This is a genomic window from Citrobacter sp. C1, assembly GCF_014596895.2.
GTDB classification, from domain to species: Bacteria; Pseudomonadota; Gammaproteobacteria; order Enterobacterales; family Enterobacteriaceae; genus Citrobacter; species Citrobacter gillenii.
In genome coordinates, this window is sequence record NZ_CP115035.1 from 2,244,068 (window position 1) to 2,270,584 (window position 26,517).

Sequence of the window (26,517 nt, forward strand, 5' to 3'; positions counted from 1 at the left end):
AGCGTGATACGACATTTATTGAAACGGGAGCCGCCTTGAGCGACACGAATTACGCAGTGATTTACGACCTGCACAGTCATACAACGGCGTCCGATGGACGATTGACACCTGAAGCATTGGTACACCGTGCGGTAGAGATGCGAGTCGGGACATTGGCGATTACCGATCATGACACCACGGCAGCGATTCCGGCGGCAAGAGAAGAAATTTCACGTTCAGGTTTAGCCTTGAAGTTGATAGCGGGCGTTGAAATTTCCACGGTCTGGGAAAACCACGAGATCCATATCGTCGGCCTGAATATCGATATCGACCACCCCATGATGCGTGCGTTTCTGGCAGAACAAACCGCGCGTCGTCAGCTGCGTGCGCAGCTAATTGCTGAGCGACTGGACAAAGCACATATCCCGGGCGCGTGGGAAGGCGCGTTACGTCTGGCTGACGGCGGGGCCGTCACGAGAGGCCATTTTGCGCGTTTCCTGGTTGAGAGTGGCAAAGCTACGACCATGGCTGACGTGTTTAAAAAATACCTTGCCCGCGGGAAAACCGGTTACGTTCCGCCACAGTGGTGTACAATAGAACAAGCTATTGATGTCATTCATCATTCTGGCGGTAAGGCGGTGCTGGCTCATCCTGGTCGGTACGATCTTAGCGCTAAGTGGCTGAAAAGACTGGTTGCCTGGTTTGCCGAACATCACGGTGACGCGATGGAAGTGGCACAGTGTCAACAGTCTCCCAATGAGCGTACCCATCTGGCGACGCTGGCGCGTCAGCATCAGCTGTGGGCATCACAAGGATCTGATTTTCATCAGCCGTGCCCGTGGATTGAATTGGGTCGTAAGCTCTGGTTGCCCGCAGGCGTTGAAGGCGTCTGGCAGCTTTGGGAACAGCCCGAGACCACTGAGAGGAAAGTATGAGTCAGTTTTTTTATATCCATCCTGATAACCCACAGCAACGCCTGATCAATCAGGCCGTTGAAATTGTGCGTAAAGGTGGGGTAATCGTTTATCCCACTGATTCCGGCTATGCGTTGGGCTGCAAAATCGAAGACAAAGGGGCGATGGAGCGTATTTGCCGTATCCGTCATCTGCCCGATGGACACAACTTCACGTTGATGTGCCGTGACCTGTCCGAACTGTCGACGTATTCGTTCGTGGACAACGTTGCTTTTCGTTTAATTAAAAACAATACGCCGGGCAACTACACCTTCATCCTGAAAGGGACGAAAGAAGTGCCGCGCAGGTTGCTGCAGGAAAAACGTAAAACCATCGGTCTGCGCGTACCGTCCAATCCGATTGCGCTGGCGTTGCTGGAAGCGTTGGGCGAGCCCATGCTCTCCACTTCGCTGATGCTGCCAGGTAGCGAATTTACCGAGTCCGATCCGGAAGAGATTAAAGAGCGTCTGGAGAAGCAGGTAGATTTGATTATCCACGGCGGGTATCTCGGTCAACAGCCCACCACGGTTATCGATTTAACCGATGACTCGCCGGTGGTGTTGCGTGAAGGCGTCGGCGACGTTAAACCTTTCTTATAAGGGCGCAACTCGGTATACTACGCGGCCTTAAAATGGCGCTAACTGGCGCCGTTGATTCTCCTGTTCGACGCCTGTGAAGGCGACACCTAAAGGAAGCTCTATGAGCGAAAAGTTACAAAAAGTGCTGGCGCGCGCTGGCCACGGTTCTCGCCGTGAAATTGAAACCATTATTGCAGCAGGTCGCGTGAGCGTTGACGGCAAAATTGCCACGCTTGGCGATCGCGTTGACGTAACACCGGGTCTGAAAATCCGTATCGACGGTCATCTGATTTCGGTTAAAGAATCTGCGGAACAAATCTGCCGCGTTCTGGCGTATTACAAGCCGGAAGGTGAATTGTGTACCCGTAACGACCCGGAAGGTCGTCCGACCGTCTTTGACCGTCTACCAAAACTGCGCGATGCGCGCTGGATTGCGGTGGGTCGTCTGGACGTGAATACCTGTGGTTTACTGCTGTTCACCACCGATGGTGAACTGGCGAACCGTCTGATGCACCCGAGCCGTGAAGTTGAGCGTGAATACGCGGTGCGTGTGTTTGGCCAGGTGGATGAAACGAAACTGCGTGACCTGAGCCGTGGCGTGCAACTCGAAGATGGTCCGGCCGCATTTAAAACCATCAAGTTCAGCGGTGGTGAAGGGATTAACCAGTGGTATAATGTCACCTTGACCGAAGGGCGCAACCGCGAAGTGCGTCGCCTGTGGGAAGCCGTTGGCGTGCAGGTGAGCCGTTTGATCCGCGTACGTTACGGTGATATTCCTCTGCCGAAAGGTCTGCCGCGTGGTGGCTGGACGGAGCTTGATCTCGCCCAGACAAACTATCTGCGTCAACTGGTGGAACTGCAGCCGGAAACCAGCTCGAAGGTTGCTGTTGAGAAAGACCGTCGTCGCATGAAGGCGAACCAGATCCGCCGTGCAGTTAAACGTCACACCCAGGTCGGCGGTAGCCGTCGTCCGGGCGGTCGTAACAACAACGGTTAATCATGAGTAGGCCTGATAAGCAAAGTGCCATCAGGCGTTAGCGTGGAGCCGGATGCGGCGCAAACGCCTTATCCGGCCTACACTCAATAATCGATCCCTATTTGGGCTTTCACCCCCGCCTCAAAGGCGTGCTTGACCGGGCGCAACTCGCTGACCGTATCAGCTAATTCCAAAATATCGCGATGGCATCCTCGACCAGTGATAATCACTGTCTGGTGAGAAGGGCGCGCGCTTAAGGCGTCGAGCACCTCTTCCAGCGGTAGATAGTCATACGCCACCATGTACGTCAACTCATCCAGCACCACCATATCCAGCTCAGGATCGGCCAGCATCCGTTTACCGTGCTCCCACACGGCCAGACAGGCAGCGGTGTCAGAATCTCGGTTTTGCGTCTCCCAGGTAAATCCTGTCGCCATGACCTGAAACTCCACGCCGTGGGGTTCCAGTAAGTTTCGTTCGCCGTTGGGCCACGTGCCTTTAATGAACTGCACCACGCCGACTTTTTTACCGTGACCGACCGCGCGCGTGGCGGTACCAAATGCGGCGGTGGTTTTCCCTTTACCGTTGCCGGTAAAGACGATGATGATACCGCGCTCGTCCTTTGCGGCGGCAACGCGTGCGTCAACACGGTCTTTTACGCGCTGCTGGCGCTGCTGATAGCGTTCTTCACTCATTGGGCAATTCCTGGTTTACGGCCCGGTTGGGCGTCGAAGGTCATACCGGTTTTACGCCGGCTGTCGTCGCCCATCAGCCACAGGTACAGCGGCATAATGTCGGCGGGTGTTTTTAATTTTTGTGGATCTTCTGTCGGGAATGCGCTGGCACGCATGCCGGTACGCGTGCCGCCAGGATTAATACAGTTTACGCGCAAATGATGGTTTTGATACTCGTCTGCCAGCACCTGCATCATGCCTTCGGTGGCAAACTTCGAGGTTGCATAGGCCCCCCAGTTGGCGCGTCCCTGACGACCAACGCTGGATGAGGTAAAGACCAACGATCCAGAATCAGACTTAAGCAACAAAGGGAGCAGCGCCTGGGTCAGCATAAAGGTGGCATTGACGTTTACCTGCATGACCTCCTGCCAGACCTGCGGAGTTTGTTCGATCATCGGACCGATTTCACCCAGTAACCCGGCATTATGCAACACGCCATCCAGACGCGGGTAATGGGCGTTGATTCGCTGCGCCAGTTCATGACACTCAGCGGAAGTACAGGTCAGCAGATCCAGCGTAAACCACTGCGCGGGCGCGCCGTTTTCTGCGGCAACGGCCTGGGCGACCTGACGAAGTTTTTCTTCATTGCGCCCGAGCAGAATCACGGTTGCACCGTAGCGGGCATAGGTCAGCGCAGCTTCTCGACCGATGCCATCGCTGGCTCCGGTGACCAGAATAATGCGATCCTGTAACAGATCTTGTTTGGGTTGGTAATGCACGGTTACTCCTCGGCGACGCTCTGGCCATCCCGTTTTCTATAACTTGTCGGTTTTATGCCTTAAACCCTGCTATTTTTCAATCAGCCAAAGGTAATAACACCGTAAAATGAACACTTTGTCATGCTTTTTACCGATTACCATGCGGATGGATGAAGCAAGACGGGTTAACACACCTGTTGTACACTGAGCGAAAGTTGCGTTGTTTAACCAAGGTGGGATTCGTGGAATTGTTGTCTGAATATGGGCTGTTTTTGGCAAAAATCGTCACAGTGGTAGTGGCGATTGCGGTGATTGTTATGCTGATCGTCAATGCGACACAACGCAAGCGTCAGCGCGGTGAACTCCAGGTCATTAATCTCAGTGAACAATATAAAGAGATGAAAGAAGACCTGGCGATGTCTTTACTGGACAGCCACCAACAAAAGCTCTGGCATAAAGCGCAGAAAAAAAAGCACAAGCTGGAAGCGAAGGCGGCCAAAGCCAAAGCAAAATTGGGAGAGAATACATCATCGGGTAAACCGCGTGTCTGGGTGCTTGATTTTAAAGGCAGTATGGATGCCCATGAAGTCAGCGCGCTGCGTGAAGAGGTGACGGCGGTACTGGCGGTAGTAAAACCACAAGATCAGGTGGTTATTCGCCTGGAAAGCCCCGGTGGTGTGGTGCATGGCTATGGGCTGGCGGCATCACAATTGCAGCGTCTGCGCGATAAGCAGATCCCATTAACGGTGACGGTCGATAAAGTTGCCGCCAGCGGCGGATACATGATGGCCTGCGTGGCAGATAAAATTGTTTCGGCACCGTTTGCTATTGTGGGCTCAATTGGCGTGGTGGCGCAGATCCCTAACTTTAACCGTTTCCTGAAAGGCAAAGACATTGATATTGAGTTGCACACTGCCGGGCAATACAAACGGACGTTGACGCTGCTTGGTGAGAACACGGAAGAGGGTCGTCAGAAATTCCGCGAAGACCTGAACGAAACGCATCACCTGTTTAAAGATTTTGTGCACCGTATGCGTCCGACTCTGGACATTGAACAGGTTGCCACTGGGGAACACTGGTTCGGTCAACAGGCGCTGGAAAATGGGCTGGTGGATGAGATCAATACCAGCGATGAGGTGATCCTGAGTTTGATGGAGGGTCGCGAAGTGCTTAACGTACGCTATCTGCAGCGCAAAAAACTGATGGACCGTTTCACCGGTAGTGCAGCGGAAAGTGCGGATCGCTTGCTGCTGCGCTGGTGGCAGCGTGGTCAAAAACCGTTGATGTAAAATTGTCATTGCCGGATGGCGATGCTAAAGCATCTTATCCGGCCTACAGGATCGTCGCATCGTAGGCCGGATAAGGCGGAGCCGCCATCCGGCAAATCATTTCTTGTATTAATCGATCAGGTGATACTTTTCAGAAAGGACATGCGCCAGGTGTTTAAACATATTAAACACTGCGGTGCTTTTTGGCGTAGGAAGCCCTTGTTCATCTAAAAAGTAATCTCCGCTGAAAACCAGCACGCCATTACGCTGTGTGACGCCGGTGGCGACAATCCCCGCCAGCGTGTCCTCATGCTCACGAATGATTTTGTTGGCTTCAATCAGCAGAGTTTCGCGATCGATGGGTTGAGTGTCTTTATGCATTATTTACTCCTTAAACAAGGACATTAGTCTACGCCGAGCCCGCCTTATGGGCAAATATTCCCTGATAAAAGAGCGGGTCTTACGATAGTGTGCCTACTGGCGAGATTTGTTTTTGCATGCTAATAAAGTTGCGTAACGCATTTTATCAGGTACAGTGTGACGCTTTCGTCAATCTGGCAACAGATTTGCTTGACATTCGACCAATATTCCGTCGTGCTTTAGCGAATTCGTGAAAAAAATCCTGTTAACTCAGTTAGATGGGAGTTACATTACGAACCCGTGACCGGTACCAGGGTTGATATCCGCCGACGCAGAGACCATATCGATGTCTCGTCGCCAGTGGAAGGTGAATCAACGCGCGACGCATTCCTGGAAGAATCAAATTAGGTAAAGGTGAATATGGGTAAAGCTCTTGTCATCGTTGAGTCCCCGGCAAAAGCCAAAACGATCAACAAATATCTGGGTAATGACTACGTGGTGAAATCCAGCGTCGGTCATATCCGTGATTTGCCGACCAGTGGCTCAGCAACTAAAAAGAGCGCCGACTCAACCGCCACCAAAACGGCTAAAAAGCCCAAAAAGGATGAACGTGGCGCTCTCGTCAACCGTATGGGGGTTGACCCGTGGCACAACTGGGATGCGCGCTATGAAGTGCTGCCCGGTAAAGAGAAGGTCGTCTCTGAACTGAAACAATTGGCTGAAAAGGCCGACCACATCTATCTCGCAACTGACCTTGACCGCGAAGGGGAAGCCATTGCATGGCACCTGCGGGAAGTGATCGGGGGCGACGACACCCGCTACAGTCGCGTGGTGTTTAATGAAATTACCAAAAATGCCATTCAGCAAGCGTTTGAAAAGCCGGGCGAACTGAACATCGACCGTGTCAATGCGCAACAAGCACGCCGCTTTATGGACCGCGTTGTGGGCTATATGGTGTCGCCGCTGCTGTGGAAAAAGATTGCTCGTGGCCTGTCTGCCGGTCGCGTGCAGTCGGTCGCCGTGCGCCTGGTTGTAGAGCGTGAACGTGAGATCAAGGCATTCGTTCCGGAAGAATTCTGGGAAATAGATGCCAGCACCACGACGCCTTCCGGTGACGCGCTGCCACTGGAAGTCACGCACCACAACGAGAAGCCGTTCCGTCCGGTTAACCGCGAACAGACACTTGCTGCGGTAAGCCTGCTGGAAAAAGCACGTTACAGCGTGCTGGAGCGTGAAGATAAGCCGACCAGCAGCAAACCTGGCGCGCCGTTCATCACCTCTACGTTGCAACAGGCTGCCAGCACCCGTTTGGGCTTTGGCGTGAAGAAAACCATGATGATGGCGCAGCGCTTGTATGAAGCGGGCTACATCACCTATATGCGTACTGACTCAACCAACCTGAGCCAGGATGCGGTTTCTATGGTCCGCGATTACATCGGCGAAAACTTTGGTAAAAAGTATTTGCCGGAGAGCGCGAACCAGTACGCCAGTAAAGAAAACTCGCAGGAAGCGCACGAAGCCATCCGTCCTTCAGACGTCGCCGTACTGGCTGAATCGCTGAAAGATATGGAAGCTGATGCGCAAAAACTGTATCAGCTGATCTGGCGTCAGTTTGTCGCCTGTCAGATGACGCCAGCTAAATATGACTCCACCACGCTGACCGTTGGCGCAGGTGATTACCGCCTGAAGGCGCGCGGTCGTATTCTGCGGTTTGATGGCTGGACTAAGGTCATGCCAGCCCTGCGTAAAGGCGATGAAGATCGTATCTTACCGGCGGTGGATAAAGGCGATGTGCTGACATTGGTTGAACTGACCCCCGCACAGCACTTTACCAAACCGCCTGCGCGCTTCAGCGAAGCGTCACTGGTTAAAGAGCTTGAAAAGCGCGGTATCGGTCGTCCATCTACCTATGCGTCGATCATCTCTACGATTCAGGATCGCGGCTATGTCCGTGTTGAGAACCGTCGTTTCTACGCAGAAAAAATGGGTGAAATCGTCACCGACCGCCTGGAAGAAAACTTCCGCGAATTGATGAACTACGATTTCACCGCGCAGATGGAAAACAGTCTCGACCAGGTGGCGAAGCACGAAGCCGAATGGAAGGGCGTGCTCGACAACTTCTTCAGTGATTTTACTCAGCAACTCGATAAAGCTGAGAAAGACCCTGAAGAGGGCGGTATGCGTCCAAACCAGATGGTTCTGACCAGCATCGACTGTCCAACCTGTAGTCGTCAGATGGGTATCCGTACCGCCAGTACCGGTGTATTCCTCGGTTGTTCCGGTTACGCGCTGCCACCAAAAGAGCGCTGCAAAACCACCATTAACCTGGTGCCGGAAAACGAAGTGCTGAACGTGCTGGAAGGCGATGACGCGGAAACTAACGCGTTACGCGCGAAGCGCCGTTGCCAGAAGTGCGGCACGGCGATGGACAGCTACCTCATCGATCCAAAACGTAAGCTGCATGTGTGTGGTAACAACCCAACCTGCGACGGTTACGAAATCGAAGAAGGCGAGTTCCGCATTAAGGGCTACGACGGTCCGATCGTCGAGTGCGAGAAATGTGGTTCTGAAATGCACCTGAAAATGGGGCGTTTCGGTAAATACATGGCGTGTACTAACGACGAGTGTAAAAACACCCGTAAGATCCTACGTAATGGCGAAGTTGCGCCACCGAAGGAAGATCCGGTTCCGCTGCCGGAATTGCCGTGTGAAAAATCGGACGCGTATTTTGTGTTACGTGATGGCGCAGCAGGTATCTTCCTGGCGGCGAATACCTTCCCGAAATCGCGTGAGACGCGTGCGCCGTTAGTGGAAGAGCTGTACCGCTTCCGCGATCGTCTGCCGGAAAAACTGCGCTACCTTGCCGATGCGCCGCAGACCGATCCGGATGGCAACAAAGCGATGGTGCGTTTTAGCCGTAAAACCAAGCAGCAGTATGTGTCTGCCGAGAAAGACGGTAAGGCGACCGGCTGGTCCGCATTCTTTGTTGACGGTAAATGGGTAGAAGGCAAGAAGTAACAGCCTGACAGTTTGACATCGCCTTAAAGGGTCGCGCAAGCGGCCCTTTTTTATAGGTGACGGTATCTATACAGCTCTGATTAAAATGATATAGTGGTTATAGTTAACAAACTTTTTATTATTAAATCGTATTAGCAGCGCGATTCAGCCTGCTCATAAACGATGGTCTGATGCCGCTAATCTGGATGGTCTAACATGAAATTACAGCAACTTCGCTATATTGTTGAGGTGGTTAACCACAACCTTAATGTCTCCTCAACGGCCGAAGGGCTCTATACCTCTCAACCGGGTATCAGTAAGCAAGTTCGTATGCTGGAAGACGAACTGGGTATCCAGATTTTTGCCCGTAGCGGTAAACACCTTACGCAGGTTACCCCGGCAGGGCAGGAAGTCATTCGTATTGCGCGCGAAGTTCTGTCTAAGGTAGATGCCATTAAGTCGGTTGCCGGTGAACATACCTGGCCGGACAAAGGCTCGCTGTATATTGCGACCACCCACACCCAGGCGCGCTATGCGCTGCCTAACGTGATTAAAGGCTTTATTGAGCGTTATCCTCGCGTCTCTTTGCATATGCATCAGGGCTCGCCGACCCAAATTGCGGAAGCCGTGTCGAAAGGCAACGCAGATTTTGCCATTGCAACCGAAGCGCTGCACCTGTACGACGATCTGGTGATGCTGCCGTGCTACCACTGGAATCGTTCGATTGTTGTCACGCCGGACCATCCACTGGCGGGTAAATCCTCCGTGTCGATTGAAGAACTGGCGCAATACCCGCTGGTGACGTACACCTTTGGCTTTACCGGACGTTCAGAACTCGACACCGCGTTTAACCGCGCGGGTCTGGAGCCGCGTATTGTCTTTACCGCGACCGACGCGGATGTTATTAAAACCTATGTGCGACTCGGACTGGGCGTGGGCGTGATTGCCAGCATGGCGGTCGATCCGATTTCCGATCCGGATTTGGTACGGGTTGATGCGCATGATGTCTTTAGCCATAGCACCACCAAAATCGGTTTTCGTCGTAGTACGTTCCTGCGCAGTTACATGTATGATTTTATTCAGCGTTTTGCGCCGCATCTGACGCGCGATGTAGTGGATACGGCGGTCGCGTTACGTTCTAACGATGACATTGAAGCAATGTTTAAAGATATTAAATTGCCGGAAAAATAATAACGGGCCAGCGCTCGTCGGTATCTCAGTATGAAAAACGCTACCGACGGGCAAGTCTGAATTAGTTATATTAACCGCATATTATTTAAGGGGAATGTTCGCCAAAGTAGTTTTAAATTAGAAAATCTGCTCAAAACCCTGTCAAATATTTAAATCGGATCAAACAATTGATTTATTCACGGCTCAGGATTCGAAAATTAACTGGCTTTTTCACGCCTTTTTCTTTAGGATTTCTCTTATCTGATGATTAATTGTACCAATCGTTTGGTGCCAATATGATAAGTGATTTCGATAGTATGAGGTTAGCGATGCCTTCTGGAAACCAGCCAGCACGCCGGGATCCCGCGCTGAAACGTAAAGCATGGTTCACGGTCTTTCTCGGTTCAGTCCTGTTCTGGATTGTTGTTGCGCTCGTGGTTTGGAATGTGTGGAGTTAGTCATGTCCGTGCAACAGCAGCAACCCACGTCTATACCTTCTCAGCAAGACAATGAGCCAGCGCAGGATGCGACTACTGAATGTAGAAAGAATATTCCTGACGCGTGGCAACTTTCCCCGGCACAGCAGGCTTTTATTGATCTATTTGATGAAGACGAAGAACAGAAACAATAATTAACCCGCGTTTTATAGCCGTCATACTTAAAGCAGCATGTGCGTTATTTCCGTTCGTTCACCCCAGTCACATAGTTATCTATGCTCCTGGCGATTCACTCACTTGCCGCCTTCATGCCGCTCTAATTATTTTGGCTATATCTTCATTAGAATTAGTTCACCGTATTGAAGAGAGAATGACGTAATTCCACCTTCACGCCGTAATCCCCTTGTATCGCCATTTATGCTTCTCCGCTTTTATCAATTTGAGTTGTTATCAAAGCGTTACATTTTGTTTGTGTTATCTTTAATACTAACCCTGAAAAAAGTCAGGGGATGCCACCCTGTCATTTAAGGAGGAGCTATGTCGTCGACCCTACGCGAAACCAGTAAGGACACATTGCAGGTTAAAGATAAAACCTACCGCTACTACAGTTTGCCGCTGGCTGCCAAATCATTGGGTGATATCACCCGTCTACCCAAATCGCTAAAAGTCTTGCTGGAAAACCTGCTGCGCTGGCAGGACAGTGATTCAGTTACTGAAGAAGATATTCATTCTCTGGCTCGATGGCTGGACAATGCCCATGCCGATCGCGAGATTGCCTATCGACCCGCCCGTGTACTGATGCAGGATTTTACCGGCGTTCCGGCGGTGGTCGATCTGGCGGCCATGCGCGAAGCGGTTAAACGCCTCGGCGGTGATACGGCTAAAGTGAACCCGCTTTCACCTGTTGATCTGGTGATTGACCACTCGGTGACGGTAGACCACTTCGGTGATGATGATGCGTTCGAAGAGAACGTTCGCCTGGAAATGGAGCGTAACCACGAGCGCTATGTGTTTCTGAAATGGGGGCAGCAGGCATTCAGCCGCTTCAGCGTTGTACCGCCGGGGACGGGGATCTGCCACCAGGTTAACCTCGAATACCTGGGAAAAGCGGTGTGGAGTGAATTGCAGGATGGCGAGTGGGTGGCTTACCCGGACACGCTGGTTGGTACCGACTCCCACACTACGATGATTAACGGCCTTGGTGTACTTGGGTGGGGCGTGGGCGGAATTGAAGCAGAAGCCGCGATGCTGGGGCAACCGGTCTCGATGCTGATCCCGGATGTCGTTGGCTTCAAGCTGGATGGAAAACTACGTGAGGGGATCACCGCCACCGATCTAGTCCTGACCGTGACCCAGATGCTGCGTAAGCACGGAGTGGTCGGTAAATTTGTTGAATTCTATGGTGATGGCCTCGACACGCTGCCGCTGGCAGACCGTGCCACCATTGCCAATATGGCACCGGAGTATGGTGCGACCTGCGGTTTCTTCCCCATTGATGGCGTCACGCTCGAATACATGCGCCTGAGCGGTCGCAGCGAAGAGCAAGTTGAGCTGGTTGAGTCCTACGCCAAAGCGCAGGGAATGTGGCGTAATACGGGCGATGCGCCGATCTTTACCAGTTCACTGGAACTGGACATGGCCGATGTGGAAGCCAGCCTGGCCGGACCGAAGCGTCCGCAGGATCGCGTCGCGCTGGGGGATGTCCCGAAAGCATTTGCGGCAAGCAATGAGCTTGAGCTGAACAGTTCGCACAAAGACAGTCAGCCGGTCGACTATGTTCTGAACGGTCATCAATACCAGCTGCCAGACGGTGCGGTGGTGATTGCGGCTATTACCTCCTGTACCAACACCTCAAACCCGAGCGTGCTGATGGCGGCGGGCTTACTGGCGAAAAAAGCGGTCACTCTTGGTCTGAAACGTCAACCATGGGTCAAAGCCTCGCTAGCACCGGGATCAAAAGTGGTGTCTGACTATCTGGCGCAGGCCCGGCTGACCCCGTACCTTGATGAACTGGGGTTCAATCTGGTTGGCTATGGTTGTACCACCTGTATTGGTAACTCTGGGCCGTTACCCGATCCTATTGAAACGGCGATTAAAAAAGGTGACCTGACGGTGGGGGCGGTACTTTCCGGTAACCGTAACTTTGAAGGACGCATTCATCCGTTAGTGAAAACGAACTGGCTGGCCTCTCCGCCGCTGGTGGTCGCTTACGCGCTGGCGGGCAATATGAACATTAACCTGACCAAAGATCCGCTCGGACACGATAAAAAAGGTGACCCCGTATATCTGAAAGATATCTGGCCTTCTGCACGGGAAATTGCCCGCGCCGTCGAGCAGGTATCCACGGAGATGTTCCACAAAGAGTATGCGGAAGTGTTTGAAGGTACGCCGGAATGGAAATCGATCAATGTTGATCGTGTCGACACCTACGGCTGGCAGTCTGACTCGACCTATATTCGCCTGTCACCGTTCTTCGAGGGCATGCAGGCTACGCCGGCTCCGGTAAACGATATTCATGGGGCGCGTATATTGGCGATGCTGGGTGACTCGGTGACCACAGATCATATTTCCCCCGCTGGCAGCATTAAGGCGGACAGCCCGGCAGGACGCTATTTGCAGAGCCACGGCGTTGAGCGCCGGGATTTTAACTCCTATGGTTCACGACGTGGAAATCATGAAGTGATGATGCGAGGTACTTTTGCCAACATTCGTATCCGCAATGAAATGGTGCCGGGAATTGAAGGCGGGATGACTCGCCATTTACCGGGGACGGAAGTGGTAGCCATTTACGATGCGGCCATGCGTTATCAGCAGGAGAGCGTGCCGCTGGCGGTGATTGCCGGTAAGGAATACGGATCAGGCTCCAGTCGCGACTGGGCAGCGAAAGGCCCACGTTTGCTGGGTATTCGCGTGGTCATCGCAGAATCGTTTGAGCGAATTCACCGTTCCAACCTGATTGGTATGGGGATCCTGCCGCTGGAGTTCCCGCAAGGGGTGACGCGTAAAACGTTGGGACTCACCGGTGAGGAAGTGATTGATATTACGGATTTACAAACAATTCAACCGGGCGCCACAATTGCGGTGAATATGATGCGCGCAGATGGCAGCAAAGAGGTGATTATGTGCCGCTGTCGTATCGATACTGCGACGGAGTTAACCTACTACCAGAACGACGGTATTTTGCACTATGTGATTCGTAATATGCTGAAGTAAAAAGTGAAAAAGCCTGCGTAAGCAGGCTTTTCATAGGGCAGGTGCATGTGCAATTACCGGGCGATTATTCGCTCAATAAATGGCCCATTTTGGCGGCTTTGGTATCCAGATAATGCGCATTTTTCGGGTTCCGGCCCACGATCAGCGGCACGCGTTCGACAATATTGATCCCAGCTTCGGTCAGAATCTCAACTTTCTTCGGATTATTGGTCAGCAGTCGTACTGCATCTACGCCCAGCAGCTTAAACATATCTGCGCACAGGGTGAAGTCGCGCTCATCGGCAGCAAAACCTAACTGGTGGTTGGCTTCAACGGTATCGTAGCCTTGATCTTGCAACGCATAGGCGCGGATCTTATTCAGCAGGCCGATGTTGCGACCTTCCTGACGATGGTAAAGCAGGATACCGCGTCCCTCTTCAGCAATGTGCGTGAGCGCGGCTTCCAGTTGGAAACCGCAATCGCAACGCAGGCTGAAAAGCGCATCGCCAGTCAGACATTCGGAATGGACGCGTGCCAGGACCGGTGTTTGACCCGAAATATCGCCAAATACCAGCGCGACATGATCGTGCCCGGTTGCCAGTTCTTCAAATCCCACCATCAGGAAATCACCCCAGGGGGTTGGCAGTTTGGCTTCTGCCACACGTTTAAGCTGCATGTATTTCTCCAGATTACGCTGGCACTCGCCGTGCCGTCGCCTATTGGCTTCTGTATGGCACTATTTTGCCATAAGGCGACGGCGTTCGCCTAATGGCGACAGCGCATTCGTATTTGCAATGGCACAAAATTGTCAATTTTCCCGGCGCGCAATTTTTTCAGTTATGATTGTGAGACTTATCGACGAAAGGAGATGCAATGCTTTCTATCGCAAAGCGAACCGCCGTAGGTGCTGTTCTGTTGTTGATTATGCCAGTGTCCATGTGGGTGTCTGGCTGGAGTTGGCAGCCAGGGAACAATGTCTGGTGGTTAAAATCCTTATACTGGATAACGGAAACGGTGACGCAACCCTGGGGAATCATTACTCATGTGTCCCTGTGTGTGTGGTTTTTGTGGTGTCTGAGATTTCGTCTGAAAGCCGCGATGATGCTGTTCGCCATCCTTGCCGCGGCAATTTTGATCGGCCAGGGGGTCAAGTCATGGGTAAAAGAAAGGGTGCAGGAGCCACGACCTTTTGTGGTTTGGCTGGAAAAAACGCACCATGTCCCTGTTGATGAGTTCTACACTTTAAAGCGTAAAGAGCGCGGACACTTAGTCAAAGAGCAATTATCAGGACAGCAGGATATCCCGACCTTTTTACGTAAACACTGGCAAAAAGAGACGGGTTTCGCATTTCCCTCTGGTCATACGATGTTTGCCGCCAGTTGGGCGTTACTGGCCGTGGGGCTATTATGGCCGCGTAGACGTACGCTGACGATTGTTTTCTTGCTGGTCTGGGCGACGGGTGTAATGGGCAGTCGTTTGTTACTGGGCATGCACTGGCCGCGAGATTTAGTCGTGGCGACGTTGATATCATGGCTGCTGGTTACGTTGGCGACATGGCTTGCACAACGGGTCTGTGGGCCATTAACACCGCCGGTTCAGGAGCAACAAGAAATCGCGCAGCGTGAACAAGAAAGCTGACCGTGATTGATTTTTCGCGTTTTGCCCTTAAATCATAAAGACTAAAGCGCTTTTCCATTTCGCACTCGTCGTGAAAATGGTAATTTAAAGGGCTCAACGCGGTAAGTTGTACACGATTTATTCGCTCAAACCACATAACGGGAAGTAATGTGAAATATTTACTCATTTTCTTACTGGTGTTGGCGATTTTTGTTATTTCGGTGACATTAGGTGCGCAAAACGATCAACAGGTAACGTTTAACTACCTGCTGGCCCAAGGTGAATATCGTATTTCTACGCTGCTTGCCGTGTTGTTTGCTGCAGGATTTGCGATTGGTTGGTTAATTTGCGGCCTTTTCTGGCTGAGGGTGCGCGTGTCTCTTGTGCGTGCCGAACGTAAAATCAAACGACTGGAAAACCAGCTTGCGCCTGCGACCGACGTTGCGGTTTCTGCCGATTCGTCGGTTGTGAAGGAATAATTATTTATGCTGGAGTTGTTGTTTCTGCTGTTACCTGTAGCCGCTGCCTATGGGTGGTATATGGGTCGCAGAAGTGCGCAACAAACAAAACAGGACGAAGCTAACCGCCTGTCGCGTGACTATGTCGCCGGGGTTAACTTCCTTCTGAGCAACCAACAAGATAAAGCGGTGGATCTGTTCCTCGATATGTTGAAAGAGGATACCGGCACCGTTGAGGCTCATCTCACCCTCGGAAACCTGTTCCGCTCGCGCGGTGAAGTCGATCGCGCTATCCGCATCCATCAAACGTTGATGGAAAGCGCGTCATTGACCTACGAACAGCGTTTGCTGGCGGTTCAACAACTCGGTCGCGATTACATGGCCGCAGGTCTGTATGACCGCGCTGAAGACATGTTCAATCAGCTTACCGATGAAACCGATTTCCGCGTGGGTGCGTTGCAACAGCTGTTGCAGATCTATCAGGCAACCAGTGAGTGGCAAAAAGCCATTGACGTTGCGGAACGCCTGGTGAAGCTCGGTAAAGATAAGCAGCGAATTGAGATCGCACACTTCTACTGCGAACTGGCCCTTCAGCAACTGGGCAGCGACGACATGGACCGCGCCATGACGTTGTTAAAAAAAGGGGCTGCCGCCGACAAAAACAGTGCGCGGGTTTCCATCATGATGGGACGCGTGTACATGATGAAAGGGGACTATGCGAAGGCGGTCGAAAGCCTGCAGCGCGTAATTTCCCAGGACAAAGAGCTGGTCAGCGAAACGCTGGACATGCTACAGAGTTGCTACCAGCAACTTGGTAAGAACGATGAATGGGCGGAGTTCTTACGCCGCGCCGTAGAGGAGAATACCGGTGCCGCCGCTGAGCTGATGTTGGCGGATATCCTCGAAGCGCGTGAGGGCAGCGATACCGCGCAGGTTTATATCACCCGTCAGTTGCAGCGTCATCCGACGATGCGCGTCTTCCACAAACTAATGGACTATCACCTCAATGAGGCCGAGGAAGGGCGTGCTAAAGAGAGTCTGATGGTGTTACGGGATATGGTCGGCGAACAGGTTCGCAGTAAGCCGCGCTACCGCTGCCAGAAATGCGGATTTACCGCCTACACGCTGTACTGGCATTGCCCATCGTGCCGTTCATGGTCAACCATTAAGCCAATTCGCGGTCTTGACGGTTTGTAATTAAAAAAATACCGACTTTAGTTACAACATCCTTATTGTTTAATAACATCCTGCACATTTAGCCTCCGTGCCACATCGCCAGGCAGCGATGTAATCGAATCTGTTAATTTCCTGTGACCACAGGTAGAATGCACGCCGTTTACCCATTTTGTGCCGAAAGGTGCCCATCTTCAGGAAGGTCTGGTTATGACGTTTACTGCTTCATCTTCTCCCCGTGCTGTTACTGATTCTCCTGTCGTTGTCGCTCTGGACTACAATAATCGCGATAAAGCATTGGCATTTGTCGACAGAATTGATCCCCGTGATTGCCGTTTGAAAGTGGGCAAAGAGATGTTCACGCTTTTTGGACCTCAATTGGTGCGCGACCTGCAACAGCGTGGATTTGACGTATTTCTGGACCTGAAATTCCACGACATCCCCAATACCACGGCACATGCCGTAGCGGCTGCGGCAGACCTTGGCGTGTGGATGGTTAACGTTCATGCCTCGGGTGGGGCACGGATGATGACGGCGGCTCGTGAAGCCTTGGTACCCTTTGGTAACGATGCGCCGTTGTTAATTGCCGTGACGGTGCTGACCAGCATGGAAGCCAGCGACCTTGCCGATCTGGGAGTGACGTTGTCACCTGCGGAGCATGCAGAAAGACTGGCACGGTTAACGCAAAACTGCGGGCTGGACGGCGTTGTCTGTTCTGCACAGGAAGCGGTACGATTCAAACAAGAGTTTGGTCAGGCGTTTAAGCTGGTAACGCCTGGTATTCGTCCTGAAGGCAGTGAAGCGGGCGATCAGCGCCGCATTATGACGCCACAGCAGGCACTGTCAGCGGGTGTGGATTATATGGTGATTGGTCGTCCGGTCACGCAGTCGGCGGATCCGGCCCAGACGCTGAAGGCGATTAACACCTCACTGAAACGAGGAGCGTAAATGAGCGACGCTAACTCTCGTCTGGTCTACTCGACTGAGTCCGGACGAATTGACGAACCTAAAGTGGTGACAGAACGTCCAAAAGGCGATGGTATTGTGCGAATTCAACGCCAGACCAGCGGTCGAAAAGGAAAGGGCGTTTGCCTGATTACCGGTATTGATCTGGTCGACTCAGAGCTAACCAAATTAGCAGCCGAGTTAAAGAAAAAATGTGGCTGTGGTGGGGCCGTGAAAGAGGGCGTCATTGAAATACAAGGCGATAAACGCGACCTGATTAAATCCTTGCTGGAAGCCAAAGGCTTGAAAGTTAAACTGGCTGGCGGCTAATAAAAAAAGCCACGAAAATATTCGTGGCTTTTTTATTAGTAATGTAAATAGTACGGTCGCGAAAAAGTAAACGTATTATTATATCGAGCCGGTCAACCGTAGATTATTTACCCACCTGGTGGCCGATAATACCACCTACTGCAGCACCACCCAGCGTACCCAGCGTACTGCCGTCCGTCAGGACTGCACCACCAATGGCACCTGCACCCGCACCAATGGCGGTGTTGCGGTCTTGTTTAGACCAGTTAGAGCAGGCACTCAAAGACATAGCCAGAGTAATCGCCAGAATGGCAGCGGTCATTTTTTTGCTCGTTACTAACATAATACTTTCTCCTGAATGATTGATTCACGGAATCCAGTCTCTTTAATGATAGCGTGAAATTAAGGTCATTAAAGGTATTTCCGTGAAACCGTTTAGCGCAGGGCATGACCATCAATCTTCTGTTGATGAGAGTGTGTTCCTGTTATATCGCTAACATTAATTTTACGACATTACCCTGTTAACAACAGGTAAAAAGTCTTAATTGGACGGTCGGATAAGTCTCAGAGAGAAGATGATTTGCCGACAGACAAATCATCTGGTGATGTATTATGCGTGGGTATCGATGATGTTAACGATTAGTCCTGAATGCTCTAGTTGCATTTGCACGCTGGCGCTGAGTTTTGCATCAGTGACGACACGATTGAATCGCTCCAACGGACCTAGTGTGTACGGATGAATGGCGTCAAACTTCGAGCTGTCGGTGAGCACAATCACCTCTGAGCCTTTTTCCAGCACTGCATTGACCACGTCTGAACGCATCATGTCACGGCCGGTGAAGCCGGTTTCAGGCTGCCAGCCATCGATTCCAATAAAAGCCTTACTAAAGTGAACCTGCTGGATAAACTGACGCGTTAATGGCCCAACCATGCTTTCGCTTTTTTTCTGATAGATCCCGCCGAGGAGGATTACTTCGCAGGGTGTTTCTTTCAGCAGGTGAGCGATATAGCTGCTGACCGTAATGATAGTGACGTCTTTTTGTTCCGCCAGCGTTCTGGCCAGCAGTGCATTACTGCTACCGTTTTCAATAAATACGGATTCACCAGGATTGACCAGTGAGGCGGCAAACTCAGCCAGTTCACGTTTCAGGGTGAAGTTGGTCATCATACGCGTTTCAACATCGTCGCTATTCAGTGACACTGCGAAACCATGCGCACGGCGTAAATAACTCTGTTTTTCCAGCGTGTTCAGATCCTGTCGAATCGTCACTTCAGAGACACCGGTGATTTTGGCAAGCTCAGATACGCTCATCTGGCCTTTATCGGTCACCATCTGCAAAATAGATTGTTGTCGGGAATTCATAGTATTAATTTTTATAGCGGTATCGTATCGGACATTAAACGGAGGTTACGTTATCAGCAGTCTGATATCAGCAACCACATAACAAGTACAAAGCCGTCAGATCTCCCACGGGGCTTTGTGTTTTTTTGACACTGGCGCTGTTTCTTCGTTGACCGTGCTTAACAGTTCAGCCTTGAGGATTTCGAGATTGTGGATGGCTGAATGAGAGTCACCTGCAACAAGGATATCCAGTACGGTATCAATGCGTTCGGCCAGTCGTTTTGCGTCGATATCAGACATGGTCATCATCCTGGTGTCAAAAAATTTAGAATTTCATGATGCAGAAAATCATCACAAAAGAGAAGGGAAAAATAGTATTAACCGACATGATCGGAGAATATTATATATTCCGTGATTACAGACAGATACGATAGTCACGGAATGTACATTCTTCGCTATTTCACGACGGTTATTTCTGCACCTTTAGCGCATTTTTTTATTCAGATGTCGCTTATACCAACGTTCAAACGCGGCAGCTGGCATTGGCTTAGCGAACAAAAATCCCTGACGCTCATTGACACCATTCTTGGTCAGAAAGGCATCCTCTTTCGCACTTTCCACGCCTTCAGCAATCACCTGTAGATTTAGCGCTTGCGCCACCGCAACAATGGCGCGTACCAGCGACTGTGAAATTGATTGTTTGTGGATATCCCTGACGAAGGTCTGGTCCAGTTTAATCGCATCGAGCGGGAAGCGGGCAAGCTGGGAAAGTGAAGAGTATCCTGTGCCAAAATCATCCAAATGGATCTGGGCGCCAAGCTGACTAAACTGCTGAATAACGGACAGTGCTAGCTGTTCATTCTCAATTAAACTGCTTTCTGTTAACTCGACGTCAATGGGGCAATACTCAAAATTCAGATCGTGGAGAACCTGCTTCAGATCGGTGAACAGTGTTTGATCGGCCAGTTGACGCGCCGAGACGTTTACCGCCACGCGCAAATTGATTCCCTTATCGCGCCACTTCGCCACCTGGCGCACAACGTCCAGAATCACCCAGCGCCCCAGCGGGACGATAAGCCCTGATTCTTCGGCGTAAGAGATAAATTCCAGCGGCGGAATTAACCCACGCTCCGGCGACTGCCAGCGGACCAGCGCCTCCAGGCTGCGGACTTCACCCCGCCAGGTTATTTTGGGCTGGTAGTGGATCAGCAACTGATCGTTTTCCAGCGCCTTACGCAGGTTGGTATCCAGCCACAGATACTCGAACACTCGCTGATTCATTTCAGGGGAGAACACGCAAAACTGCCCACGTCCGCCTTCTTTGGCGGTATACATGGCGGTATCCGCGTTGCGAATGACGTTTTCGCTGTCATTACCATGCTGGGGTGCCAGGGAAATGCCGATAGAACAGCCGGTATACACTTCAATCAGGCCAATGCGGAACGGTAGCCGCAGACGGGTCAGAATGCGCGAGGCCGTGGCCTCCAGCGCCCCCTGGGAGGTTCCCGTCGCGAGGACGATAAACTCATCACCACCGAAGCGCGCCAGTAACTGGTTATCTTCGAGGCAACTTAGGATGGCCAGCGAGACACTCTGTAAAAGCTGGTCGCCAAACATATGCCCGTAGGCATCGTTGACCTTTTTGAAGTTATCGAGGTCGAGATAAATAATGCCAACCTGCGTGTCGCCCGCGTTATCAATCGCCTCGCTAATCAACTCATGAATGGCGTTACGGTTGGGTAACCCGGTGATGGAGTCGGTGTTCGCCAACACGCGAAGTCGCTCCTGGGCGCGCCGTTCTTCGGTAATATCGGTCCCGGAACAAATCAGAAATATTTCGTTCTTACCGCTGCCGTTATGCACAAATTTATTACGAAACAGGAACAGGCGCTGGCCCTTACAGGTGTTAACCCAGCGCTCGACTTCATACGAGTTGCCTTCACGAAAAAAAACGTCAATATTGCGTCTTGATGCCGCAGCTTCACGACGGCTCATAAACAGCGTGAAGACGCTTTGCCCGATCACTTCACGTTCTCTTAGTCCGGTGTATTCTTCGCATAACCGATTAAAACGTTGAATGTTACCCTGTCGGTCAAGTATCACGATAACTGAATTGGCTTCCGATACGACCTGTTCGGCAAAGGATAATCCTTGTGCCAGATCGCGTGCCACAGAAGGGGTGTCGTCCCAGGCTGATGCGCTACCAGCCCATTCACGTTTATTAATTTTTCGCCCGACAAGGTGCACGGGAATGTCATCCGTATCGATGGGAAGGGTCATCAGCAGACTGGATGTAATCACTGTCATTTCCCGAATGCGATCGGCTTGTTCCGGTGATAATTCGATGGTTTGTTCTGCTGCGGCCGTTTCGTCAATAGAGAAATGCAGGATGTTACACTCCTCTGACAAACGCCAGTAAGGGTTGTGAGAACCCACAAAGCTATACAACGTTACCAACTCCCGAACGTCTTTCATGATGTGTACTATCCCGTTTAAAGCGCATAGAGCCTCAAAAGTAAGGGTAGCCATGATTCATACAGGGTGATTATGGCTGAACATATTGTTTTATTTATATATTTATGTGTAATCCAGATTCAGAAAAAAGCAAAGTCAGCAGACCTGAAAAGAGTAAAAATAATTTGGACTGGATGAAGGAAGTGTAGTGCGTGGCGGCGTATCAGGGGGGAAAAGAAAACGACCTTTCACAAAAAGAGAAAGGCCGTTGAGTTTAGTGGTGCTACGCGGCTGGACGTGCGATAACGCTGCGGGTTTCCATTCGCACTTCTGCGATGGTCACGTCGATCACGTCAGTGACCTTGTAAACCACGTCACCTTTGATCTGTACCGTGCCGTTTTCCTGGCTGCACACCAGTTCATCACGGACCGCGTGCAGGAACGGTGCCGGGATAAACGCGACGGCGCCATTGTCGACTAAGCGCACCCGCATACCACCGCGGCTGACATCGATGATTTCAGCCGCAAAACGGGTGTCAGTCCCGGCTTTGTCACTCAGGAAGCGGGCGTATAACCAGTCACCGACGTCACGTTCGGCCATCCGGTTCAGGCGACGGCGTTCCGTCATCTGTATCGTGATGTCTTCCTGTGGTCGAGCGATGGTTTCGCCTTTAATTACCGCTTTTAACAGGCGATGGTTGATCATATCGCCATACTTACGGATAGGTGAGGTCCAGGTGGCGTATGCCTCCAGGCCCAGCCCAAAGTGCGGACCTGGCTCGACGCTGATTTCAGCGTAGGACTGGAAACGGCGAATACGGCTATCGAGGAAACCAGAAGGTTGAGCATCCAGTTCACGACGCAGTTTGCAGAAGCCTTCCAGCGTCAACACCTCTTCGGCATCCACGTGCATACCATGGGTTTTCAGCAGGGCGGCCAACGCTTCAGCATTCGCCGGATCGAACCCCATGTGTACGTTATAAATCCCGAAGCCTAGTTTGTCGCGAAGAACGCGCGCGGCGCAGATGTTTGCCGCAATCATCGACTCTTCCACGATACGATTAGCAATGCGACGCGGTTCCGCCACGATATCCAGCACTTCACCTTTTTCACCCAGTACAAAGCGGTAATCCGGGCGATCTTTAAACACCAGGGCGTGGTTATGACGCCACTCGCCACGGCTCATGCAGATACGCTGCAACAGACGGATCTGCTCGGCAATCTCGTCGTTTTCAGGCTGCCAGCCATTATTCCCTTCCAGCCAGTCAGACACGTTGTCATAGGCCAGTTTCGCTTTGGATTCGATGGTCGCCGTGAAGAAGGTGATATCGTCTTCAATAGTGCCGTCCGCCGCAATGGTCATGCGGCAAGCGAGCACCGGACGGACTTCGTTAGCCCGCAGCGAGCAGAGGTCGTCTGACAGTTCACGCGGTAACATCGGGATATTGAAGCCCGGGAGATAGTTGGTGAACGCGCGAATTTTAGCAGTGTTATCCAGCTTGCTGCCTTCGGCAATCCAGGCGGTAGGATCGGCAATGGCGACGGTTAATTGCAGTTTGCCATCTGCCAGTTCCTCGGCGTACAGCGCATCGTCCATATCTTCGGTGCTGGCACTGTCAATGGTGACGAAGTTCAGTGCGGTAAGATCCTGACGTTCCAGACCTTCATCCAGCATTTCGGTGGCTACGCCATTCGGTGCTTCTTTTTCAAGATTGTGGCGCGCCAGCGTGACCCACCAGGGGACGAAATGATCGTCAGCAAAGGTGATGAACTGGGTTAATTCAGCGTAGAAGGTGCGGTCGCCTTTCAGCGGATGGCGACGCATTTCTGCGACGGCCCAGTCACCTTCCTTAAATTCATGATCCACACCGCGAGCAGCGCGGCAGGGGATAGCGTCTTTCAGTAACGGATGATCTGGCACAATGGACAGACGATCGTTCTTACCCTGAACTTTACCCACGAAACGTGTCAGGAACGGTTCAACTAGTTCTTCCGGCTCGGCAGATTCGCGATCTTTTTCGCTATGGATCACCGCGACAATGCGGTCACCATGCATCACTTTTTTCATCTGCGGCGGTGGAATGAAATAGCTTTTTTGTGCATCGACTTCCAGGAAGCCAAAGCCTTTTTCCGTGGCTTTTACCACCCCTTCAGCACGCGGCGTCTGGGAATGTAGTTGCTGTTTAAGCTGCGCTAGCAGCGGGTTGTCCTGAAGCATAATTGTCTATTTTCGTGGCCAAAAGAGCGGCTGACAGTTTTACGCGAAACTGCCAGTCGCAGCAAGCGCTCTTTCAATGAGCGGAGTGGTTAGTGAGTCTCGCCCAGCGCGATTTTCAAGCGATTCAACCATCCGCACAATCCACTCCAGGCCAGTAAGTTAATAGCCTGTTCCGATGAGGTACCCTGTTCAAATAACGGGGTTAACAGTGCGGCGCTAAAACGGTCGGGCGCCCGGGTTAGCCATTGTACCGCTTGCAGGGTAGCGCGCTCAACCGGATGTCGTTGTTCCCAGCGCTGCAATTCGCGTTCATCCAGACGCAGTATCGTGATGAAGTCCGCCAGTTGATGAGCTGTGAGGGCCTGTTCATTAAAGCATGCCACGCTGCCGTTAATGCGTGATGTCAGCAGTGTGGCGAGAGAAAACGCCCTCGACGGTGTATCTGTACATAGCGTACTGGTCAGCAATGATCTGAGTAAAGCCAGTATCGTCGGTGAATGTGCCAGCAGCGGCGCGAGCGTTTGTAAATCCGGGATGCGCCCGTTTTGGTCAACGCTGCCAGGTGAAGCCTCGCGAGGCGGGATGACGTCTATCGGGAATGCGGCCATATGCCATTGTGCATCGGCGTTGTTAAAAATAGCGGCCTGCGCGTATTGCTGAACATCAAGGCCCGGTATGCGACGCAAAGGATGGCCAAAATAAGCCTGAAGGACCGCCACGACACGGGCCTGAAAACCGACAAAGCCGATGACCTGATTAATCAAGATGATATCGCAGGTTGTTAATCCAACATCATCAAGATGATGGCGATCGCGTGCGCCAATCACGGCGGGAGAACTGGCAAGTTGGCGAGCATACTGGGTAATTTGTGCCAGCCGGTGATTACTCTCACGGGAGGAGTCCGGGCCTGGTAGCGGGGTCAAACGCGCTGCGTAGTGGTTACACAATCGTTGGATGCCGTAAACCTGAGCGACAGTTAAGGCGGTACTCATTCGTTCATAGGCGCTGAACGTATGTAACGAATTTAGGTCAACATCAGCAGGGAAGAGAAGGTGAGCAAGTTCACGGGCAGGTTCTAACCAGGACTGAAAGGGTAACAGCGCGACTTCCGGTATCGCCAGGTCCAGCAAAAAACTGTCTTCGACGTCTGCTGCTTCTGGCACCAGCGGGAGAACATCTTGCGGATAGGTGCTGGACTGCGTTTCATGATACCAGTGGCTTTTGCCTTCAATTCGGCGTTGTTCCATGGGCGTTCCTTGGTCAAAAAAGTGGCGACCCGGATACGTCGTTATGTTCGTCCGCCGGATCGTTTGCGCTGCAATATCCTGGCGTAAGCTGATGAGGGGATGAAAGATTGTTACGTGATAATAAATATCAGAAAAGTATATATGACAGGGAGTAGCTGACGGGAGGGGGAAAAAATCATGGGCGACATCGCGCCGCCCACAGAGGAGGTCTGAAAGATTATTTCAGTTCCAGCTCGTTCATTGCCGCGATGCTGAAGCCACCATCAACGTGAACGACTTCGCCAGAGATGCCGGCAGACAGGTCAGAACACAGGAATGCTGCTGAGTTGCCCACATCTTCAATGGTCACGGTACGACGAATCGGGGTAACCGCTTCGCAATGGGCCAGCATTTTACGGAAATCTTTGATGCCAGAAGCCGCCAGAGTACGGATTGGACCTGCGGAGATTGCGTTGACACGCACACCTTCTGGACCCATCGCGTTAGCCATATAGCGGACGTTTGCTTCCAGAGACGCTTTCGCCAGACCCATTACGTTGTAGTTCGGGATAGCGCGCTCTGCGCCCAGGTAGGACAGCGTCAGCAGTGCAGAGCCTGGGTTCAGCATCGAGCGGCAGGCTTTTGCCATCGCTACAAAGCTGTAGGCGCTGATGTCATGAGCGATTTTAAAGCCTTCGCGGGTTACCGCATTCACATAGTCGCCATCCAGTTGGTCTGCCGGTGCGAAACCGATGGAGTGTACGAAACCGTCGAATTTTTCCCAGGTTTTGCCCAGTTCAGCGAACATGGTGTCGATGCTGGCGTCTTCAGCCACATCGCACTGCAGGACGATGTTGGAACCCAGTTGAGCTGCAAATTCTTCCACGCGGCCTTTCAGTTTGTCGTTCTGGTAGGTGAACGCCAGTTCAGCTCCCTCGCGGTGCATCGCTTGAGCGATACCGTAGGCGATGGACAATTTACTGGCAAGACCGGTCACCAGAATGCGCTTACCGGAAAGAAAACCCATAGCTTTAATCCTTATAGTCATTACTTATTTTTTTAGCAATCAATGCGTTATGATTGCAATTTCAAGGTCACTCGAAATTGGTCTGAAATTATATCCCACTCTCTGCCCCTTGTGTCACGATCTTTCTCTGCGAGTCACCATACGGTTAACGACAGTAAAAGGGATTTCGGGAACCGTGGCATCGTTGTCAGTATCAGTGGCCTGTCACTATTCGTTGCACGTGAGGAGTATATCACTCCCCCCAGGTTCTGCCTCCTCCAACCAGACCGGAGCAGGGGCGAGGGCAGAAAACACGAGGACTCAACGGCGTAAAATGGTATGATTTAGCGCTAGTCGATGTTGATGAACATATCAATGTCAGAAGATTCTTAAAACTAAAAAATCGGCTATATTCATCCTGTTATCA

Annotated in this window: 25 protein-coding genes; 14 read left to right on the top strand and 11 right to left on the bottom strand. The window is 51.8% G+C overall.

Going from position 1 to position 26,517, the window contains the following annotated elements; genetic code table 11:
* Nucleotides 1-35: 35 nt before the first annotated feature.
* From rnm to rluB, 3 genes are all read left to right on the top strand, one after another.
* Nucleotides 36-914: an RNase AM gene (gene rnm, locus IB214_RS10855; protein ID WP_115258317.1), complete on the top strand. Its 879-nt coding sequence runs from the start codon at nucleotides 36-38 to the stop codon at nucleotides 912-914.
* The gene (locus tag IB214_RS10860) at nucleotides 911-1,531 is read left to right on the top strand and encodes an L-threonylcarbamoyladenylate synthase (RefSeq protein ID WP_117342893.1); all 621 of its coding nucleotides are present in this window, start codon (nucleotides 911-913) and stop codon (nucleotides 1,529-1,531) included. The genes rnm and IB214_RS10860 overlap by 4 nt, the downstream gene beginning before the upstream one ends.
* Before the next feature lie 100 nt (nucleotides 1,532-1,631).
* Nucleotides 1,632-2,507, top strand: a complete 876-nt coding sequence (gene rluB / locus IB214_RS10865) for a 23S rRNA pseudouridine(2605) synthase RluB (RefSeq protein ID WP_096756818.1) — start codon at nucleotides 1,632-1,634, stop codon at nucleotides 2,505-2,507.
* Nucleotides 2,508-2,590: 83 nt separating this feature from the next.
* Here the strand turns inward: rluB and cobO are convergent, their stop codons facing one another.
* Together cobO and IB214_RS10875 are read right to left on the bottom strand one after the other, a co-directional pair.
* On the bottom strand, nucleotides 2,591-3,181 hold the full coding sequence (gene cobO / locus IB214_RS10870) for a cob(I)yrinic acid a,c-diamide adenosyltransferase (RefSeq protein WP_096756819.1): 591 nt from the start codon (nucleotides 3,179-3,181) through the stop codon (nucleotides 2,591-2,593).
* On the bottom strand, nucleotides 3,178-3,939 hold the full coding sequence (locus IB214_RS10875) for a YciK family oxidoreductase (protein ID WP_117342892.1): 762 nt from the start codon (nucleotides 3,937-3,939) through the stop codon (nucleotides 3,178-3,180). Before IB214_RS10875 ends, cobO begins: the two co-directional genes overlap by 4 nt.
* 221 nt (nucleotides 3,940-4,160) lie before the next feature.
* Between IB214_RS10875 and sohB the strand changes: the two genes are divergently transcribed.
* The gene (gene sohB / locus IB214_RS10880; protein WP_117342890.1) at nucleotides 4,161-5,207 is read left to right on the top strand and encodes a protease SohB; all 1,047 of its coding nucleotides are present in this window, start codon (nucleotides 4,161-4,163) and stop codon (nucleotides 5,205-5,207) included.
* Between the two features lie 108 nt (nucleotides 5,208-5,315).
* On the opposite strand, the gene IB214_RS10885 is transcribed toward sohB, so the two are convergent.
* Nucleotides 5,316-5,567: a YciN family protein gene (locus IB214_RS10885; protein WP_003020616.1), complete on the bottom strand. Its 252-nt coding sequence runs from the start codon at nucleotides 5,565-5,567 to the stop codon at nucleotides 5,316-5,318.
* Nucleotides 5,568-5,966: 399 nt separating this feature from the next.
* Here IB214_RS10885 and topA point away from each other — a divergent pair, with 399 nt between their 5' ends.
* The 5 genes from topA to acnA all read left to right on the top strand — a co-directional run bounded on the left by topA (nucleotide 5,967) and on the right by acnA (nucleotide 13,363).
* Nucleotides 5,967-8,564, top strand: a complete 2,598-nt coding sequence (topA, locus tag IB214_RS10890; RefSeq protein ID WP_117342889.1) for a type I DNA topoisomerase — start codon at nucleotides 5,967-5,969, stop codon at nucleotides 8,562-8,564.
* Between the two features lie 195 nt (nucleotides 8,565-8,759).
* A complete protein-coding gene (gene cysB, locus IB214_RS10895; RefSeq protein WP_115258322.1) occupies nucleotides 8,760-9,734 on the top strand; it encodes an HTH-type transcriptional regulator CysB in 975 nt (324 codons plus the stop codon).
* Nucleotides 9,735-10,030: 296 nt separating this feature from the next.
* Nucleotides 10,031-10,171 carry a YmiA family putative membrane protein gene (locus tag IB214_RS10900; protein WP_213083822.1) on the top strand — a complete coding sequence of 47 codons (141 nt, stop codon included), beginning with the start codon at nucleotides 10,031-10,033 and terminating at the stop codon, nucleotides 10,169-10,171.
* 2 nt (nucleotides 10,172-10,173) lie between these two features.
* Complete coding sequence (locus IB214_RS10905) at nucleotides 10,174-10,344, top strand: hypothetical protein (RefSeq protein ID WP_164496616.1); 171 nt, start codon at nucleotides 10,174-10,176, stop codon at nucleotides 10,342-10,344.
* Nucleotides 10,345-10,687: 343 nt separating this feature from the next.
* Nucleotides 10,688-13,363, top strand: coding sequence for an aconitate hydratase AcnA (gene acnA / locus IB214_RS10910; RefSeq protein ID WP_117342888.1), 2,676 nt, complete (start codon nucleotides 10,688-10,690; stop codon nucleotides 13,361-13,363).
* Nucleotides 13,364-13,427: 64 nt separating this feature from the next.
* Here acnA and ribA read toward each other — a convergent pair whose 3' ends face one another.
* Nucleotides 13,428-14,018, bottom strand: a complete 591-nt coding sequence (gene ribA, locus IB214_RS10915) for a GTP cyclohydrolase II (protein WP_096756827.1) — start codon at nucleotides 14,016-14,018, stop codon at nucleotides 13,428-13,430.
* Nucleotides 14,019-14,215: 197 nt separating this feature from the next.
* Here ribA and pgpB point away from each other — a divergent pair, with 197 nt between their 5' ends.
* The 5 genes from pgpB to yciH all read left to right on the top strand — a co-directional run bounded on the left by pgpB (nucleotide 14,216) and on the right by yciH (nucleotide 17,865).
* Nucleotides 14,216-14,980, top strand: coding sequence for a phosphatidylglycerophosphatase B (gene pgpB, locus IB214_RS10920; protein ID WP_115258324.1), 765 nt, complete (start codon nucleotides 14,216-14,218; stop codon nucleotides 14,978-14,980).
* A gap of 149 nt (nucleotides 14,981-15,129) precedes the next feature.
* Entirely contained in the window at nucleotides 15,130-15,438 is a 309-nt protein-coding gene (locus IB214_RS10925; protein WP_096756830.1) for a LapA family protein, read from the top strand.
* 6 nt (nucleotides 15,439-15,444) lie between these two features.
* Nucleotides 15,445-16,614 carry a lipopolysaccharide assembly protein LapB gene (lapB, locus tag IB214_RS10930; protein ID WP_096756831.1) on the top strand — a complete coding sequence of 390 codons (1,170 nt, stop codon included), beginning with the start codon at nucleotides 15,445-15,447 and terminating at the stop codon, nucleotides 16,612-16,614.
* Between the two features lie 186 nt (nucleotides 16,615-16,800).
* Nucleotides 16,801-17,538, top strand: coding sequence for an orotidine-5'-phosphate decarboxylase (gene pyrF, locus IB214_RS10935; protein ID WP_115258326.1), 738 nt, complete (start codon nucleotides 16,801-16,803; stop codon nucleotides 17,536-17,538).
* Nucleotides 17,539-17,865, top strand: coding sequence for a stress response translation initiation inhibitor YciH (gene yciH / locus IB214_RS10940; protein ID WP_117342886.1), 327 nt, complete (start codon nucleotides 17,539-17,541; stop codon nucleotides 17,863-17,865). It begins immediately after the preceding gene.
* Between the two features lie 103 nt (nucleotides 17,866-17,968).
* Here the strand turns inward: yciH and osmB are convergent, their stop codons facing one another.
* The 7 genes from osmB to fabI all read right to left on the bottom strand — a co-directional run bounded on the left by osmB (nucleotide 17,969) and on the right by fabI (nucleotide 26,111).
* Entirely contained in the window at nucleotides 17,969-18,187 is a 219-nt protein-coding gene (gene osmB, locus IB214_RS10945) for an osmotically-inducible lipoprotein OsmB (protein WP_096756834.1), read from the bottom strand.
* Nucleotides 18,188-18,454: 267 nt separating this feature from the next.
* Nucleotides 18,455-19,207, bottom strand: coding sequence for a DNA-binding transcriptional regulator YciT (locus IB214_RS10950; protein ID WP_117342885.1), 753 nt, complete (start codon nucleotides 19,205-19,207; stop codon nucleotides 18,455-18,457).
* Between the two features lie 96 nt (nucleotides 19,208-19,303).
* On the bottom strand, nucleotides 19,304-19,495 hold the full coding sequence (locus tag IB214_RS10955) for a hypothetical protein (protein WP_167456050.1): 192 nt from the start codon (nucleotides 19,493-19,495) through the stop codon (nucleotides 19,304-19,306).
* 174 nt (nucleotides 19,496-19,669) lie between these two features.
* Nucleotides 19,670-21,661 carry a cyclic di-GMP phosphodiesterase gene (gene pdeR, locus IB214_RS10960; protein ID WP_115258330.1) on the bottom strand — a complete coding sequence of 664 codons (1,992 nt, stop codon included), beginning with the start codon at nucleotides 21,659-21,661 and terminating at the stop codon, nucleotides 19,670-19,672.
* Nucleotides 21,662-21,923: 262 nt separating this feature from the next.
* Entirely contained in the window at nucleotides 21,924-23,858 is a 1,935-nt protein-coding gene (locus tag IB214_RS10965) for an exoribonuclease II (RefSeq protein WP_117342883.1), read from the bottom strand.
* 89 nt (nucleotides 23,859-23,947) lie between these two features.
* Nucleotides 23,948-25,105, bottom strand: coding sequence for a carboxymuconolactone decarboxylase family protein (locus IB214_RS10970; protein WP_117342882.1), 1,158 nt, complete (start codon nucleotides 25,103-25,105; stop codon nucleotides 23,948-23,950).
* A 217-nt stretch (nucleotides 25,106-25,322) separates the two neighbouring features.
* Nucleotides 25,323-26,111: an enoyl-ACP reductase FabI gene (gene fabI, locus IB214_RS10975; RefSeq protein WP_115258333.1), complete on the bottom strand. Its 789-nt coding sequence runs from the start codon at nucleotides 26,109-26,111 to the stop codon at nucleotides 25,323-25,325.
* Nucleotides 26,112-26,517: the final 406 nt, after the last annotated feature.